The organism is Streptomyces sp. CB02366 (assembly GCF_001905905.1).
Classification (GTDB): Bacteria; Actinomycetota; Actinomycetes; order Streptomycetales; family Streptomycetaceae; genus Streptomyces.
In genome coordinates this window covers 91,516-108,305 of sequence record NZ_LIVT01000005.1, presented here as the reverse complement: position 1 = coordinate 108,305, position 16,790 = coordinate 91,516, and the positions used below count along the sequence as shown (strand labels likewise).

Below are 16,790 nucleotides of genomic sequence, written 5' to 3'. Positions count from 1 at the left end.
CGCCGCGTCCGGACCGGGGCTGCCGCCCCTGCGCCGGCTACCGCGTCCGAACCGGCCGGGCCCCGACCATCCGCAGGACGAGGCCGGCGTACAGCTCGCCGACCTCGTCGGGCGTACGGCTGCCCTGGGCGTTGAACCAGCGGGCGACGTCGATGCAGAGGGAGAGCACCGCGAGCGTGGTGCCCGGAACGTCGGGGACGTCGAACTCGCCGTCCCGCACGCCCTCGCCGATGATCCGGCGGACCACGGCGTCGCTCCTGCGCCGCAGGGCGACGATCTCGGTGCGGTGCTCCTCGCCCAGCGCGTCCAGTTCGTACTGGACGACCCGGGCGGTGGTGTGCCGTTCCGCGTGCCAGCGAACGAAGGAGCGGACGGCCCCGGCGAGCCGGTCGGCGGCCGTGCCGTCCCGGTCCGCCTCGGCCTCCAGCACGGACAGCGCCCGCTCGTGGCCGAGCTTGCTGATCCGGTGGAGCAGCTCTTCCTTCGTCTTGTAGTGGATGTAGAGGGCGGCGGGGCTCATCCCCGCCCGGCCGGCGATGTCACGGGTGGTGGTGGCGTGGTACCCGCGCTCGGCGAAGGCGTCCACCGCGGCGACGAGGAGCCGCCTGGCCGCCTCGGGAGCGACCTCGCCCCACGGCGCGTCCTCACCGTTCGTCTCCTCCGCCGCACACATCGCCCAGGACCCCTCTCCGTCAACAGGACGAACACCATACCCCGAACCTGAGCAAGCGCTTAGGGCGTGCTTCGAAAGTCCCGCCTGCTCAGAGCTTCTGGAAGGGGTCGTGGTCGGCGAGGATCTTCTCCAACCGGGCCTGATCGACCCGGTTGACGAGCTGCCCGGCCTCCTGCCGGTCCCTGATCACCTTGGCGAGCGTGAAGCAGGACGTGACCAGATAGAGCACCCCGATGGCGAGGAAACCGCGCACCCAGGCGTCGGCGTCGAGGAAGAAGACGCCGAGGGCCACCGCGCCGCTCGCCACCATGAAGGAGGCGACGGCCTGGCCGTAGAAGGCGGTGGTGCTCTGCTGCTTGACGGATGTCGTGTCGCTCATGGACCGAGCATCCCGCCGACGTGGCGCACGCCACATCCGCGCCCCTACTCAGACCGGCTACTCAGACACCCGTACGAACCGGAGCGCGGGGCGGCGCCCCTCCGGCCAGGGGCCGGGGCGCCGGTCAGAAGGCGGAGACTCCGGTCAGCGCGCGGCCGATGATCAGCTTCTGGATCTGGCTGGTGCCCTCGTAGAGCGTCATCACCCGCGCGTCCCGCAGCAGCTTGCCGACCGGGTACTCGTCGATGTAGCCGTAGCCGCCGAAGACCTGGAGGGCGTTGTTGGCGCAGCGGACGGCGGCCTCGGAGGCGTACAGCTTGGCCTTGGAGGCGGCCGTGGCGAACTCCCGGCCCCGGTCGACCAGGTCGGCGACCCGCCAGGTCAGCAGCCGGGCGGCGTCCACGTCCACGGCGATGTCGCTGAGCAGTTCCTGGACGAGCTGGTGGCCGGCGATGGCCTTGCCGAACTGCTCGCGCTCGCCCGCGTACCGCACGGCCGCGTCCAGCGCCGCCTGGGCGATGCCCACACAGCCCGCCGCGACCGACATCCGCCCCTTGGCCAGGGCGGACATCGCGATGGAGAACCCTTTGCCCTCGGGGCCGAGGAGGGCCGACGCGGGTATCCGGACGTCCTGGAGGACCAGTTCGGCGGTGGCCTGGCCGCGCAGCCCGAGCTTGCCGTGGACGGCGCGGCGGGTGAGGCCGGGGGCGTCGGCGGGGACGAGGAAGGCGGAGACGCCCCGGTGGCCGGGGGCGTCGCCCGTACGCGCGAAGAGCAGGACGACATCGGCCCAGGTGCCGTTGGTGATGAACATCTTGGCGCCGTTGACCACGTAGTCGCCGCCGTCGCGGACGGCCCGGGTGGCGAGGTTTCCGGCATCCGAGCCGGTGCCGGGCTCGGTGAGGCCGAAGCAGCCGACCGCCTCGCCCGCCGTCAGCCGGGGCAGCCACTCCCGCTTCTGCTCCTCGCTCCCCCAGGACGCGATGGTCTTGGCGACCAGCCCGAGCGATACGGAGACGATGCCGCGCACCGAGGAGTCGCCGCGCCCCAGCTCCTCGGTGACCAGGCAGTAGGACAGGTGGTCGCCGCCGGAGCCGCCGTACTCCTCGGGGACGGTGAGGCCGAGGAAGCCGAGATCGCCGAGCTTCCTCACGATCGACGCGTCGACGTTCTCGGCGCGGTCCCAGGCGACGACGTGCGGGGCGACCTCGCGCGCGACGAAGTCCTCGGCCAGCTTCCGGACGGCTTCCTGCTCCTCGTTGAGCGCCAGGTCCATCGTGCGCCACCCTGCCTCTCCGGGCGCCGCTGGGGGCGCGCATTAATTAGCACTGCTAGTTTCCGGTTCGCAGGCCCTACTATGAGCGGCATGGCCCGACCGCGCAAGCCCCTCCTCAGCAGAGACCGCATCGTGGGGGCGGCGAGCGCGCTCGTGGACTCCGAGGGGCTCGACGCCGTCTCCACGCGCCGCCTGGCGGCCGTCCTGGGGGTCAGCGGCCCCTCGCTCTACAACCACTTCGGCAACAAGGAGGAGATCCTCGACGCGGTCGCCGACGCGGTGTCCGCCCAGGTCGACCTGTCGATGTTCGAGGCGTCGGACCCGCGCGGCTGGCGCGAGGCGCTGCACGACTGGGCGCTGTCCTACCGGGCCGCCCTCGCCGCGCACCCGCACATCGTCCCGGTGCTGGCCCGGGGCCCCGGCCGCCGCCCGGCGGGACTGCGGGTGGCGGACGCGGTGTTCGGGGCGATGACGGGGGCGGGCTGGCCGCCCGCGCAGGCCACGCGGATCGGGGCGCTGATGCGGTACTTCATCACCGGTTCGGCGCTGGGGTCGTTCGCCGGGGGGTTCGTCGACGACGAGACCGCCTACGATCCCGCCGACTACCCGCACCTCGGCCAGGCCCACCTGCTGGCGGACCACCGCCGCCAGGTCGACGAGGGGGCGTTCGAGACGGGGTTGCGGGCGTTGCTGGACGGGCTGGCGCTCCAGTACGAGCAGTACGCGCCCTCCACGGAAACGGTTCGGCAGGAGGTGCCCGGCCCCTGACGCCGGGCCCCGGGGGGCCGATCGACCGGTGCTCCGAGGCCGGGGCGGGCTTCGATTGACGGGGGACGACAATTCGGTGGGGGACGCGGCGATTCGGCTCTACGGTCGTGGCCATGACGACCACCCCGACACCCCTCCCCGTCTCACCGCCCACCGGACGCCGCCGCGCGGTGGCCGCCGCCTGCACCACCGTCGTGCTGTGGGCCTCCGCCTTCGTCTCCATCCGCAGCGCGGGCGAGGCGTACTCCCCCGGCGCGCTGGCGCTCGGGCGGCTGGCGACGGGCGCGCTCGTGCTCGGGGCGATCCTCCTCGTCCGCCGGGAGGGGCTGCCCCGGCGGGGCGCCTGGCCCGGGATCGTCACCTCGGGCGTGCTGTGGTTCGGGCTGTACATGGTGGCCCTGAACTGGGGCGAGCAGGAGGTCGACGCGGGAACGGCCGCGATGCTGGTGAACATCGGTCCGATCCTGATGGCGCTGATGGGGGCCCGGATGCTCGGCGAGGGGCTGCCGCGCCGGCTGCTGACCGGTATGGGCGTCTCCTTCGCGGGCGCGGTGGTGGTCGGACTCGGGATGTCCGGGCACGGCTCCTCCTCCGTGCTGGGCGTGGTGCTCTGCGTCCTGGCGGCGGTGGCGTACGCGGCGGGCGTGGTGAGCCAGAAGCCGGCGCTGGAGCACGGCTCCTCGCTCCAGATCAACACCTTCGGCTGCCTGATCGGGGCCGTGGCCTGCCTGCCGTTCACCGGGGTGCTGGTCTCCGAGGCCGCCGACGCCCCGCTGTCCGCCACCCTGAACATGGTCTACCTGGGCGTCTTCCCGACCGCGCTGGCCTTCACCACCTGGGGCTACGCCCTGGCCCGGACCACGGCGGGCCGGATGGGCGCGACCACGTACGCGGTCCCGGCGATCGTCGTGCTGATGGCGTGGGTGCTCCTGGACGAGGCGCCGACCCCGCTCGGCGTCCTGGGCGGCGTGCTCTGCCTGGCCGGGGTGGCGGTCTCCCGGAGCCGCGGCCGGGCCGGGGCCGCGCGCGGGGGCCCGGCCCCCGCCGACGCGGACGCGCGCTCGGACGCGCCGTAGGGCCTGCCGCCCCGCCGTCGCCGTCCGGGGGCGCCCCCGGACGGCGCTGCCTTCGGAACACCTCTCAGAAGACGACCAGGGCCCGGCCCCCCTTGCCCGCGATCATGTTGGCGAACGCGGCGGGGATGCCGTCCAGCGCGATGCGCTCGGTGACCATCATCGACAGGTCGAAGCGGCCGGCGCGGATGTGGTCGGCGAGGACGGGCAGATCGCGCACCGGATCGCTGTTGCCGTAGACGCAGCCCGTGAGGGACCGGCCCCAGTGGAAGATCTCCAGGGCGTTGAAACCGACCACCTGGTCCTTGCCGCCGATCCCGACGACGGTCGCGCGCCCGCCGCGCCGGGTGGACTCCCAGGCGGCCCGGATGGTCGCGGGCCGGCCGACGCACTCGACCGCCACGTCCGCGCCCTGGCCCCCGGTGAGCTTCCGGATCTCGCGCGGGGTGGTGGCGGAGGCGATCAGGTAGTCGGTCGCCCCGGCCCGCCGGGCCAGGTCCTCCTTGGCCGGCGAGACGTCGACCGCGATGATCCGGGACGCGCCGGCGATCCGGGCGGCCTGGAGCACGGCCAGGCCGACGCCGCCGATCCCGAACACGACGACGCTCTCGCCCTCGCGGAGCCGGGCGCTGTGGTGGACGGCCCCGTAACCGGTGAGGACCGCGCAGCCGAGGAGGGCGGCGTCGGTGAGCGGGATGCCGTCGGGGGCGGGGAGGACGCAGTTCGCGGCGACGACGGTCTCCTCCGCGAACGCCGCGACGTTCAGCCCGGGGTGGAGGCCGGCGCCGTCCGCCGTACGGGCGTGGAGGCCGGCGGTGCCCTTGAGGGCGTCGGCGCAGAGCCACACCTCGCCGATCCCGCAGTGGAAGCACGCCCCGCACGAGGGCGCCCAGTTCAGGACCACGCCGTCGCCGGGCGCGACATGGGCGACGCCCTCGCCGACCGCCAGGACCGTACCGGCGCCCTCGTGGCCGAGGACGGCGGGCACCGGGACGCGCATGGTGCCGTTGGACAGGGACAGGTCGGAGTGGCAGACACCGGCGGCGGCGAGCGCGACGCGCACCTGGCCGGGGCCGGGCTCCGGCAGGACGATGTCGGTGATCTCCAGCGGAGCTCCGACGGCGGGCAGTACGGCGGCGCGGACCACGAACAGACTCCCAGGACTCTTCGAACGGCTGGATCGGACGGTACGTCGGTATCTCGGTCGGGTTCCCCGGCACGTCGGCGCCTCGGCGCGTCACCGCCTCGGTACGCGTGCGTCCCGGCGGGCTCACCCGCACGGTGCGAACGGGGTCAGAACTGGAGCGACTTGGTCTGGAGGTACTCCGCCAGGCCGTGCGGCCCCAGCTCGCGGCCGACCCCCGACTGCTTGTAACCGCCGAACGGGGCCAGCGGGTTGAACCGTCCGCCGTTGATGTCGACCTGTCCGGTGTCCATCCGGCGGGCGAAGGCCACCGCCTCCTCGTCGGTCGCGGCCCACACCGCCCCGGCGAGCCCGTACACGGTGCCGTTGGCGATCCGCAGGGCGTCGTCCACGTCCTCGTACCGCAGGATCGAGACCACCGGGCCGAAGATCTCCTCCTGGGCGATCGTCATGTCCGGGGTGACGTCGGCGAAGACGGTCGGGCTGACGTAGAAGCCGGTCTCCAGGGGCGCGTCGGGGCCGCCCGCGATCAGCCGGGCGCCCTCCTCGACGCCCCGGGCGATGTAACCGCGCACCCGGGCCTGCTGCTGGGCGTTGACGAGCGGGCCGACCCGCTCCCCGGCCACGTACTTGGTGACGGCGTTCGCCGCCAGCTCCACGGCCTCGTCGTACCGCTCGGTGTGCACCAGCATCCGGGTCCAGGCGCTGCACGTCTGGCCGGAGTTGGCCATGACGTTGGCGATGCCGACGTTGACCGCCCTGGCGAGGTCCGCGCCGGGCAGGATCACGTTGGCGGACTTCCCGCCCAGTTCGAGGGCGACGCGCTTGACGGCGGCCCCGGCGGCGGCGCCGATCCGCTTGCCGACCGCGGTGGAGCCGGTGAACGACACCAGGTCGACGTCCTCGTGCTCGGCGAGCGCCTGTCCGGCGACCGGCCCGAGGCCGGTGACCAGGTTGAAGACGCCGGGCGGCAGACCGGCGGCCTCGGTGGCCTCGGCGAAGAGCTGGGCCGTGAGCGGGGTGTCCTCGGCGGGCTTGAGGACGACGGTGCAGCCGGCGGCGAGCGCGGGGGCGACTTTGGCGACGATCTGGTGGAGCGGGTAGTTCCAGGGGGTGATCGCGCCGACCACGCCGACCGGCTCCAGAAGGACGGTGGAGTTGCCGATCCGCTCCTCGAAGGCGTAGGAGGCGGCAAGTTCGGCGTACGAGGCGGCGACCAGCACGGGTACGCCGGCGTGGACCGCCTGCGACAGCGGCAGCGGGGAGCCCAGTTCGGCCGTGATCGTCTCGGCCAGCGTGTCCTTGCGGGCGGCCAGCGCGTCGGCCAGCGCGGCGAGCCGGGCGGCGCGCTCGGCGGGCGGGGTCGAGGCCCACGCGGGGAAGGCGGCGCGCGCGGCCCGTACCGCCGCGTCCACGTCCTCGGCCGTGCCCGCCGGCACATGCGCGACGACCCGCTCGTCGGCCGGGTTCACGACCGCGATCGTGTCCTGGCCGGCGGGGGGCCGCCACGCGCCGTCGATGTACATCTGGTCATGGGCCTTCATGGCTGTTTCCTCCCGGACGTGCTGTGCGGAGCGCCGAAGCCGTGCGGCGCGGGCGCACGTCGCACCCGCCCAAACTAGCGCCGTTAGTTTTCCGGCGCCAGGGAGCCTTCCGAGACGCCGGTCACGCCGGGCGCGCACGCCTCCGGGCCCTTACCCGCTTCCCGGCGCGGCCATCCGTGCCCGGGACCGGCGGCAGCGGGGCAAAGGCGACACGGGGCGTGTTCGGCGATCCCCGGGAGGCGCGCCCCGCGCCCTCCCCGAGCGCCCCTGGTCCTCACGCCCCCGGCCGGGAGGGCCGGACCGGCACGCCGGCCCCGCCCCCTTCGGCCCCTCAGGGGGCGGCGGGAGGACGGGACCGGCCGTCGGCCGCCCGGCCCCGCGACTCCGCCGGTACGGCCCCGGCTTCCGGCGGCACGGGGGCGCCCTTCGGCGGCGTGGGGACCGGCTCCGTACGCCCCTCGCCGCGCAGGCCGAGTCCCGCCGCGCCGAGCAGCCCCACGCCGAGCAGCGTGAACGGGGCCGCCACCCCCACCGCCCCCGCGATCAGCCCCGCCGCGGCGGGAGCGGCGACCTGGCCGAGCCGGTTGCCGGTCAGCCGGAGGGCCAGCGCGGTGGAGCGCGCCCCCTCGGGGGCGGCCCGGACGACCGTGGTCATGGACAGCGGCTGGCCGACGCCGAGGCAGAAGCCGAGTACCGCCAGCATGACGGCGAGGACCGGTACGGAGACGGGCAGCGCCACGCCCGCGCACAGCAGCCCGGCGAGCAGGCAGCTGGTGGTCAGCAGCGCCCGGCGGCCCAGCAGCCGCAGCAGCGGCGTCATCACCAGCCGGCAGGCGATCGTGGCGGCGGCCCGCAGGCTCAGCAGCAGCCCGACGGTGGCGGGCGCGATGGAGCGGTGCTCGCCGACGACCGGCAGGTAGGCGGTGAGGATGTCGGTGGCGGAGAGCACCGCCATGCTGATGAGGATGCCGGCGGGGACGCCGCGTGCGCCCAGGATGGCCCGGACCGGGACCTTTTCACCGGCCCGCGGCCGGGCGCCGCCCTCCCGGCGGTGCTCGATGCGCCAGAGCGAGGTGAGGGCGGCCGCGCAGACCCCCGCCGAGACGAGGAGCGCCAGCGCGCTCGTACGGCCCAGGGCGCCGCCCTGCCCCGAGATCAGCGCGCCCGCCGCGACCGGGCCGATGAGCTGGCCGAGCGAGGCTCCGATGGTGAAGTGCCCGAAGTTGCGATCCTGTTCGTCGGGTGCGGACTGCCGGGCCACGATCGACTGGGCGCCGATCACGAAGCACAGGTGGCCGAGGCCCGTCACCCCGCTCCAGGCGGCCATCGCGGGCAGGGAGGAGACGAGGCCGCCGAGCGCGCAGCCGCCGGAGATCAGAAGGACGCCGAGCGGCAGCAGGGGGGCGCAGCGGCCGTGGTCGGTACGGCGGCCGAGCGGCACCGCGGCGAACAGCGGGAGCAGGGCGTAGACCCCGGCGATGACGCCGACCGCCGTCTCGTCCGCACCGAGCGCGAGGGCCCGGTAGGAGACGGCGGGCCGCGCCATCGACACCGCTCCTTGCGCGAAGGCGAAGGCGATGACGAGGCGCAGCAGCCAGCCCCTGCCGGGCCCGGTTCGCGGTGCGGGCACCATCACATGATGCCGAACAGGATGCCCGCGGCGAGCACCACCAGCGAGGTGAGCACGGCCCATTTGACGGTGAAGCGGGTGTGGTCGCCGAACTCGACCCTGGCCATGCCCACGAGGACGTACACGGCGGGCACGAGCGGCGAGGACATGTGCAGCGCCTGCCCGGCCAGGGAGGCGCGGGCGATCTCCAGCGGCGACACCCCGTGGGCCGCGCCCGCCTCGGCGAGGACCGGCAGGACGCCGAAGTAGAAGCCGTCGTTGGACATGAAGTAGGTGAGCGGCAGGCTCAGCAGGCCGGTGACGAGGGCCATGTGCGGGCCCATGGCGTCGGGGACCGTGCCGACGACCCAGTCGGCCATGTGCTCGACCATGCCCGTGCCGGTGAGGACGCCGGTGAAGACGGCGGCGGCGAAGACCATCCCGGAGACGTTGAGGACGTTGTCGGCATGGGCGGCGATCCGGGCGCGCTGGTCGGGCATGTGGGGGAAGTTCACGGTGAGCGCGAGGGCCGCGCCGAGGAGGAAGAGCACCGGGATCGGCATCAGTTCCATGATCATCGCCGTCAGGAGGGCGGCGGTGAGCCCGGCGTTGAACCAGTAGAGCTTCGGGCGGAGGGTGGAGCGGTTGGGGTCGAGGCCCTGGAACTCCTCGTCCTCCTCCCCGTCCCCGGCCTCCGCCGCGCCCGCTCCCGCCGCGCCGCCCGCGGGGGCGGAAGCGGCGCCGGACCCGGCGCCCTTGCGGAGGCGGTCCGTGCCGCCGCCCGCTCCCCCGGCCCCGACCGTCACGGTGTCCGGCTCGGCGTCCCGCGCCAGCGCCTCGTCGAGGGTGAGCACCCCCAGCCGCTTGCGCTCCCGGCGGCCCAGCACGTACGCCAGCGCGAACACGGCGAGCAGTCCCATGGCCAGCGCCGGGATCATCGGCACGAAGATCTCGGAGGCGTCCAGCTTGAGGGCGGTGGCGGCACGGGCGGTGGGGCCGCCCCAGGGGAGGGTGTTCATGACGCCGTTGGCGGTGGCCGCCACCCCGGTCAGCACGACCAGGCTCATCTTCAGCCGCTTGTAGAGCGGGTACATCGCCGAAACGGTGATCATGAAGGTGGTGGAGCCGTCACCGTCCAGCGAGACGATCGCGGCGAGGACCGCGGTACCGACGACGATCCGCATCGGGTCGGCCTTGCAGAACCGCAGGATGCCCCGGACGACCGGGTCGAACAGGCCGACGTCGATCATCACGCCGAAGTAGACGATGGCGAACATCAGCATGGCGGCGGTGGGGGCGAGGTTGCCGACGCCCTCGATGACGTAGTCACCGAGGTGCGCGCCCTGCCCGACGGCGACGCAGAACAGTGCGGGGATCAGTACCAGCGCCGCGATCGGCGACATCTTCTTCGTCATGATCAGGACCAGGAAGGTCGCGATCATGGCGAAGCCGAGGATGGTCAGCATGGGGGATACCTAACGTTCATCTTTGAACTCCCACCGGTCTCGGCGGTCGGTCCGGACGACGTTAGGGGCCGCCTCCCGGCGTTAACAAGATGTTGACGCGTGAGCAATACGAGCAAAACACCAGGTCAACGCTGTGACGCTACGGAGCTGGGGTGACGGAGACCGCGAAGGCGTTGAGCACGGCCGTGCCGGACAGCGGGTCCAGGAGGGCGCCGTCGAGCAGCTGGTTCACATTCACCCCGGGGCTGGCGGAGGCGACCGACATCCGGGTGCCGGGGCGGTCGTGGCCCCAGCCGTGCGGCAGGCTCACCACCCCGGGGCGCACGGCGTCGGTGATCTCGGCGGGCGCCTCGACGCCGCCGCCCGAGGATTCGATCCGGGCGAGGGCCCCGTCCTCGATCCCGAGGCGGGCCGCGTCGTCGGGGTGGATCTGGAGGGTGCAGACGTTCGAACCGCCGGTGAGCGCGCCGACGTTGTGCATCCAGCTGTTGTTGGAGCGCAGGTGCCGCCGGCCGACGAGGACGAGCGGGGCCGGCCGGTCCCCCAGCGCCCGGCGCAGGCGCGGAAGGTCGGCGGCGATCGGTTCGGGGAGCAGTTCGACGCGGCCGGAGCGGGTGCGCAGGACGTCGGCGAGCCGGGGCTCCAACGGGCCGAGGTCGATGCCGTGCGGGTGGGCCAGAAGCCGCTCCAGCGTCAGCCCGTAGGGGCCGAGGCGCAGCATCAGGTCCAGTCGCCGTTCGGGGCCGTCGGCGCCGGTGAGCCGGCCGGCCAGCTCCTTCGGGGCCCCCGCCCCGGCGATGGCGGCGTCGATCGCGAGGTCGTCGACGGCGGAGGGCGGCGCGCCGTGCATACCGCTCACCGCGAGGACCAGCCGGGCGTGGATCTCGCTCTCGTCCATCCGCCCCTCCTCCAGGGGCACGGCGGCACGGGTGTAGCGGACCTGGTTGCGGACGGCGAAGCCGTTGAACGCGAAGTCGAAGTGGGCGCTCTGGGAGGGCGGTGGAGGGGGCAGGACGACGTCGGCGTGGCGGGAGGTCTCGTTGAGGTACGGGTCGACGCTCACCATGAAGTCGAGTCCCCCGGCGAGGGCCGCGTCGAGGCGGTCGCCGTCGGGCGCGGAGAGCACGGGGTTGGCGGCGAGGACCAGCAGGGCGCGGATGCGGCCGTCGCCCGGGGTGTCGATCTCCTCCGCGAGGGCGGCGACGGGCAGTTCGCCCTTGGCCTCGGGGTGTCCGGAGACCCGGCTGGCCCAGCGGCCGAGCGCGAAGCCCTTGCCGGGGACGGCGGCGCGGGGTCCGGGACCGGCGGGGCGGGGGGCGCGGGCGGTGGCGGAGAGCGGGAAGAGCGCGCCGCCGGGCCGGTCGAGGTTGCCGGTGAGGATGTTGAGGACGTCGATCAGCCAGCTGGCGAGTGTGCCGTGCTCGACGGTGCAGCTGCCGATGCGGCCGTAGACGGCGGCGGTGGGGGCGGCGGCGAGTTCGCGGGCGACGGCGGTGATGGTGTCCGCGTCCACGTCGCAGGCGGCGGCGACCGCGTCGGGGGTGAAGCCGGCCAGCGCGGCGGCGAGTCGGTCCATGCCGTCCAGGTGTTCGGCGAGCGGTCCCGGGTCGGCGAGCTTCTCGTCGAGCAGGGTGTGCGCGAGCGCGGCCAGCAGCAGGGCGTCCGCGCCGGGCCGGATCGCGATGTGCCGGTCGGCGAGGCGGGCGGTGCGGGTGCGGCGCGGGTCGATCACGGTGAGGGCGCCGCCGCGCCGCCGCAGGGCCTTGAGCCGGCCGGGGAAGTCCGGGGCGGTGCAGAGGCTGCCGTTGGACTCCAGCGGGTTGGCGCCGATCAGGAGGAGGTGGTCGGTGCGGTCGAGATCCGGTACGGGGATGGCGTGGGCGTCGCCGAAGAGCAGCCCGCTGGAGACGTGCTTGGGCATCTGGTCCAGGGTGCTCGCGGTGAAGAGGTTGCGGGTGCGCAGGGCTTTGAGCAGCAGGGGAGGGTAGAGGGAGCCCGCCATGGTGTGCACGTTCGGGTTGCCGAGGACCACGCCGACCGCGTTCGGGCCGTGGGCCTTCGTCAGGGCCGGTACCCGGGCGGCGATCAGGTCGAACGCCTCGTCCCAGGACGCCTCGCGCAGCTCCCCGTCGTCGCCGCGCACGAGGGGGGCGCGCAGCCGGTCGGGGTCGGCGTCGAGCGCTCCGAAGGAAGCCCCCTTGGGGCAGATGAAGCCTCGGCTGAAGACGTCGTCGCGGTCGCCGCGCGCGCCGGTGACGGTGGTCCCCTCGATGGTGAGGGTGAGGCCGCAGGTGGCCTCGCAGAGGGGGCAGATACGCGGTGCGGTACGGGAGACGTGGGACATGGGCCCTCCCCGGGCGGCTGCGGCGACGGCACGCGGACATGGGCCGGGCGGGCGGGGGCGCCCGTTCCCGGCCCGGCCGAGCATACCGACCGGTACGGACGGTGGGGAGGTGTCCGCCGTCGCTCAGTCGAGCGTGTGGGCGAGGTAGGACCGGACCAGGGTGCGGGTCTCGGCGACGATGGCCGCGTCCCCCGACGGCTCCGCGCGGAAGGCTAGTTGGAGCAGCGCGTCGGCGGCCTCGACGCTCACCAGGACCGCTCGGGACAGCCGCTCGTCGGCCCGGCGGCCGAGGTGGGCGGCCAGCAGCACGGCGAGCCGGTCCGCGAGACGCCGGTTGGCGTCGTCCGCGGCGCCCTCGGCCGGGGAGGGCGGCCCGAAATCGACCAGCGCGAAGCCGGGGACGTCGCGCTTCATCGCCAGGTACTCGTCGAGCACCGCGTCGATGGCGGCCCGCCAGTCGGCGTCGGGGAGTTTCGCGAGCCGGGCGGCCACCCGGTCGGCGTAGAACTCCAGATTGCGCAGGGCGAGGGCCTCGACGAGCGCGCGTTTGTTGGAGAAGAACCGGTAGACGGAGCCGATGGGCACCTCGGCGCGCTCGGCGACGGCACGGGTGGTGAGCAGCTCGTATCCGGTCTCGTCGAGCAGCGCGGCGCAGGAGTCGAGTATCCGGGCCAGCCGGTCGGCGCTGCGCTGCTGCACCGGGGCGCGGCGGAGGTTCGGGTTGACGTGGGGCACGGGCCCCATGATGCCGTGCGCGCCCCGCCGGGCGAACGGGAGCACCCCGCCGCCCGGCCCGGGGCCCGTCCGCGACCGCGTCCGGCCCCGCGGAGGGCGGCGCACCCCGCGCATGGCGCGATGCGCGCCGTTGACGTGCCCCGTTCTCATTCCTACGGTGGAGCATAGGATTCGCCGTCCGGCGGGTCCGAGGGATTTCACGGGTACACCGGGAGTGCGGGATGAGCGCGATCGACCAGGCGAGGAAGACGGCCGAGGGGCTGGCGTACTCCTCGGGCTTCGGCAACGAGCACGGCTCCGAGGCGGTTCCCGGAGCACTGCCGCACGGGCGCAACTCCCCCCAGCGGGCCCCGCTCGGGCTCTACGCGGAGCAGCTGAGCGGCTCCGCCTTCACCGAACCGCGCGCGGACAACCGCCGCTCCTGGCTCTACCGCATCCGCCCCTCGGCCGCCCACCCGGCGTTCACCCGCGCCGACAACGGGAATCTGCGCTCCGCGCCGTTCACCGAGACCGTGCCGGACCCGAACCGGCTGCGCTGGAACCCGCTGCCCGACCCCGTGCCCGGCACGGACTTCCTGAGCGGCCTGTGGACGCTCGGCGGCAACGGCGACGCCGCCCAGCGCGCCGGGATGGCGATCCACCTGTACCACGCCGACACCTCCATGACGGACCGCGTGTTCAGCGACTCCGACGGCGAGCTGCTGATCGTCCCGGAGCGCGGCGGGCTGCTGCTGCGCACCGAGATGGGCCTGCTGCGCGCCGAACCGGGCCATGTCGCGCTGATCCCGCGCGGGGTCCGCTTCCGGGTGGAGCTGCTGGCGGAGACCGCGCGGGGGTACGTCTGCGAGAACTACGGCCGCCCGTTCGCCCTGCCCGACCTCGGCCCGATCGGGGCCAACGGCCTGGCCAACGCCCGGGACTTCCTCGCCCCCGTCGCCGCGTACGAGGACCGCGAGGGCCCGGTGGAGGTGGTCAACAAGTTCTGCGGGAACCTCTGGACGGCGACGTACGACCACTCGCCGCTCGACGTGGTGGCCTGGCACGGCAACCACACCCCGTACGTCTACGACCTGCGCCGGTTCAACGTGATCGGCACGATCAGCTACGACCACCCCGACCCGTCGATCTTCACGGTGCTGACCTCGCCGTCCGACACCCCGGGGCTGGCCGGGGTGGACTTCGTCGTCTTCGCGCCGCGCTGGCTGGTGGGCGAGGACACCTTCCGCCCGCCGTACTTCCACCGCAACGTGATGAGCGAGTACATGGGCCTGATCGACGGGGCGTACGACGCGAAGGCGGACGGATTCGTCCCCGGCGGCGGCTCCCTGCACAACATGATGTCGGCGCACGGACCGGACCGGGAGACGTTCGACCGGGCGAGCGCGGCGGAGCTGAGGCCGCAGAAGATCGACGACGGCCTGGCCTTCATGTTCGAGACCCGCTGGCCGGTCACGGCGACCGCTCAGGCGGCCGGCGCCGACCACCTGCAGCGCGGGTACGACGACGTGTGGCAGGGTCTGAGCCGCAACTTCCGGCCGTAGACGGCACAAGGTCCGAGGACGGGACGGGGACGACGTGACAGAGAGCCACCGACGGGCCGACGCGGGCGACCGGGAGGCCGAGGAGGCGGGCGGCCCGGCCCCCGGGGCGCCCGCCTTCGCCCCCGACTCCCTCGTCCTGAACCGGAAGCTGCCGCTCTGGTACCAGGTGTCCCAGTCCCTGCGGGCCTCCATACTCGGCCGCCCGCAGGGCTCCCCCGCCCGGCTGCCCACCGAGGAGCAGCTCGCCGCGCACTACGGGGTCAGCGTGCTCACGATGCGCCAGGCCCTGAAGGAACTGGAGGCGGAGGGGCTGATCAGCCGGCACCGGCGGCGCGGGACGTTCATCGAGCCGCGCGCCCGGCGGGTCTCCCCGGTCCGGCTGCTGGGTTCGGTGGACGCGATCGTCGCCCAGCAGTCCGGGGAGGCGACGACCGTCCTCGGCCACGGCCCCGCCCCGGTGCCCGGCGATCTCGCGGAGTTCTTCCCCGGCCGCACCGAGGTGACCTGCTTCCGGCGGCTGCGCCGCGACGGGGGGAGCGACGAGCCCACCAACTGGGCGGAGAACGCGGTGCTTCCCGACATCGCCGCCCGGATCGACGTGGCCGACCTCGAACGCTGGCCGATGACCAAAGTGCTGCGCGACGTCGTCGGGGTGAGGATCTCCCGCATCACCGACACGGTGGAGGCGCGCCTCGCCGATCCGGTCACCGCCGAGCTGCTCCGGGTCCCCCTCCTGAGCCCGATCCTGCACTACACGGGCGTGACGTACGACGAGGAGGGGCGCGTGGTGGACGTGGCCCGGATCCGCTACCGGGGCGACCGGTTCGCCTTCTCCGTGACGGTGGAGGCCCACTGACCCCGCCCGCGGGGCCGCCGCCCGCCGTTACGATGCGAGAGGTCACGTCGGACAGGGGAGGGCGGCCCGGTGGCAGCGCGCAGGACGGCGGCAGCCGCGTCCGGCGGGGACACGCGGTCCTCGCCCCTCGACGCCTTCCTCCCGCTCGACGAGCTGATGCCGTGGTCCGTGCGTCCCTTGAGGACCGGCCGCGCCTGGGTGAGCGGCCCCGACCCCGTGGCGCTCCGGGCCCGCTGGGAGCGGCTGGCCGCGGCCGGACCCGCCGAGCAGGAGCGGCTGTTCGCCTCCACCCGTTCCCGTACGCCGCACACCTCGGTGGCGGCGCTGCCCGGCCGGGCCGGCGGAACCGCCCGCTTCGCCCGCCTTCCGGGCCCCTGCCCCGATCCCGTACGCGTCCCGCACGGCCCCTACGACGAGCAGTGGCTGCTCCCGGACCACCGGCTGATCGACGCGGCCCGTCCGGAGCTGTGGAGGGTCGCCGACGAGCGGCAGCTGTTCGCGGTCGAGCACGCCGCCGCCCCCGAGGACCCCGGCCCCGCCCTGTCGGTGACCGCACTGCTGCCGGACGGGTACTCCCCCGCCGGGCGGCCCGGCCGGATCCGACCGCTGTTCCGCAGGCCCGGCGGCACGGAGGCCAATCTCGCGCCGGGGCTTTCGGAGCTGCTGCGCGAGCGGCTCGGCGGCGGGGCCGGCCCGGACGCGTTCGCCCCGGAAGCGGTGCTGGCCTGGATCCTGGCCGCCGCCCGGCCCTCCCCCGCCGGGCCCCTGGTCCCGCTCCCGGCGGAGGCCGGGGTGTGGGCGGCGGGGGTGGCGCTCGGCCGGGAGCTGACGCGGCTCCAGACGCGGGGGGCGCGGGGCGGGGAGCGGCCCCGGTTGCCGGGCGGGCGCAGGCCCTACGTGCGGGCGGCGCTCCCGGCGCGGCCCTCGGAGCTGTCCTACGACGCCGGGGGCGAGGCGCTGATCGTCGGTGAGGGGCGGATCGCGCCGGTGCCCGCGGCGGCCTGGGAGTTCACGGTGGGCGGCGTACGGGTGCTGGAGCGGTGGTTCGGGCTCCGCGCCGCCGCGGCGGCGGGGCTGCGGGCGGACGGGGAGGTCCCGGAAGGACTCGACGCGGTCGGCGCGCGCGGCTGGCCCCGGGAGTGGACCTCGGAGCTGCTCGAACTCATCACCGTGCTCGCTCTGGTGGACGGCGCCGCGGGGCCCCGGAAGGAACTGGCGGCACGGCTGGACGCGGGCCCCCTGATCGGGCCCGCCGAGCTGCGGGCCGCGGGCGTGCTGCCGGTCCCGGTCTCGGCACGGCGTCCCGCTTCGGTGCTCGGGCACCAGGAGGAGGGCCCGGAGGGCCAGTTCGCCCTGCTGTAGCGCCCCGGTCGATCCGGGGG

14 protein-coding genes are annotated in these 16,790 nt (G+C 74.5%); 5 read left to right on the top strand and 9 right to left on the bottom strand.

Translation table 11 applies throughout. The features are described from left to right. Positions 1-37: 37 nt before the first annotated feature. The 3 genes from AMK24_RS17465 to AMK24_RS17455 all read right to left on the bottom strand — a co-directional run bounded on the left by AMK24_RS17465 (position 38) and on the right by AMK24_RS17455 (position 2,328). Positions 38-673, bottom strand: a complete 636-nt coding sequence (locus AMK24_RS17465; RefSeq protein WP_073769702.1) for a TetR/AcrR family transcriptional regulator — start codon at positions 671-673, stop codon at positions 38-40. Positions 674-761: 88 nt separating this feature from the next. After that, entirely contained in the window at positions 762-1,052 is a 291-nt protein-coding gene (locus AMK24_RS17460; protein ID WP_073769701.1) for a YiaA/YiaB family inner membrane protein, read from the bottom strand. Between the two features lie 124 nt (positions 1,053-1,176). After that, the gene (locus AMK24_RS17455; protein WP_073769700.1) at positions 1,177-2,328 is read right to left on the bottom strand and encodes an acyl-CoA dehydrogenase family protein; all 1,152 of its coding nucleotides are present in this window, start codon (positions 2,326-2,328) and stop codon (positions 1,177-1,179) included. 90 nt (positions 2,329-2,418) lie between these two features. Here AMK24_RS17455 and AMK24_RS17450 point away from each other — a divergent pair, with 90 nt between their 5' ends. Both AMK24_RS17450 and AMK24_RS17445 read left to right on the top strand, forming a co-directional pair. Beyond that, positions 2,419-3,096, top strand: coding sequence for a TetR/AcrR family transcriptional regulator (locus tag AMK24_RS17450; protein ID WP_073769699.1), 678 nt, complete (start codon positions 2,419-2,421; stop codon positions 3,094-3,096). A 113-nt stretch (positions 3,097-3,209) separates the two neighbouring features. After that, positions 3,210-4,172, top strand: a complete 963-nt coding sequence (locus tag AMK24_RS17445) for a DMT family transporter (RefSeq protein ID WP_073769698.1) — start codon at positions 3,210-3,212, stop codon at positions 4,170-4,172. A gap of 64 nt (positions 4,173-4,236) precedes the next feature. Here AMK24_RS17445 and AMK24_RS17440 read toward each other — a convergent pair whose 3' ends face one another. The 6 genes from AMK24_RS17440 to AMK24_RS17415 all read right to left on the bottom strand — a co-directional run bounded on the left by AMK24_RS17440 (position 4,237) and on the right by AMK24_RS17415 (position 13,020). Beyond that, entirely contained in the window at positions 4,237-5,316 is a 1,080-nt protein-coding gene (locus AMK24_RS17440; RefSeq protein ID WP_073769697.1) for a zinc-binding dehydrogenase, read from the bottom strand. 146 nt (positions 5,317-5,462) lie between these two features. Beyond that, the gene (locus AMK24_RS17435) at positions 5,463-6,857 is read right to left on the bottom strand and encodes an aldehyde dehydrogenase family protein (RefSeq protein WP_073769696.1); all 1,395 of its coding nucleotides are present in this window, start codon (positions 6,855-6,857) and stop codon (positions 5,463-5,465) included. Between the two features lie 331 nt (positions 6,858-7,188). Next, complete coding sequence (locus tag AMK24_RS17430) at positions 7,189-8,490, bottom strand: MFS transporter (RefSeq protein ID WP_073769695.1); 1,302 nt, start codon at positions 8,488-8,490, stop codon at positions 7,189-7,191. Then, positions 8,490-9,932, bottom strand: a complete 1,443-nt coding sequence (locus AMK24_RS17425) for a CitMHS family transporter (protein WP_073769694.1) — start codon at positions 9,930-9,932, stop codon at positions 8,490-8,492. Before AMK24_RS17425 ends, AMK24_RS17430 begins: the two co-directional genes overlap by 1 nt. Positions 9,933-10,071: 139 nt before the next feature. Then, positions 10,072-12,276 (bottom strand): molybdopterin-dependent oxidoreductase, encoded by a 2,205-nt coding sequence (locus tag AMK24_RS17420; protein ID WP_073769693.1) that lies wholly within the window; start codon positions 12,274-12,276, stop codon positions 10,072-10,074. 123 nt (positions 12,277-12,399) lie between these two features. Beyond that, a complete protein-coding gene (locus tag AMK24_RS17415) occupies positions 12,400-13,020 on the bottom strand; it encodes a TetR/AcrR family transcriptional regulator (protein ID WP_073769975.1) in 621 nt (206 codons plus the stop codon). A 212-nt stretch (positions 13,021-13,232) separates the two neighbouring features. On the opposite strand from AMK24_RS17415, the gene hmgA reads away from it, so the two are divergent. The 3 genes from hmgA (at position 13,233) to AMK24_RS17400 (ending at position 16,770) form a co-directional block, all read left to right on the top strand. Beyond that, the gene (hmgA, locus tag AMK24_RS17410; protein ID WP_073769692.1) at positions 13,233-14,552 is read left to right on the top strand and encodes a homogentisate 1,2-dioxygenase; all 1,320 of its coding nucleotides are present in this window, start codon (positions 13,233-13,235) and stop codon (positions 14,550-14,552) included. A gap of 34 nt (positions 14,553-14,586) precedes the next feature. After that, complete coding sequence (locus tag AMK24_RS17405) at positions 14,587-15,408, top strand: GntR family transcriptional regulator (protein ID WP_073769691.1); 822 nt, start codon at positions 14,587-14,589, stop codon at positions 15,406-15,408. Positions 15,409-15,477: 69 nt separating this feature from the next. Continuing rightward, complete coding sequence (locus tag AMK24_RS17400) at positions 15,478-16,770, top strand: type ISP restriction/modification enzyme (RefSeq protein ID WP_073769690.1); 1,293 nt, start codon at positions 15,478-15,480, stop codon at positions 16,768-16,770. Positions 16,771-16,790 lie beyond the last annotated feature (20 nt).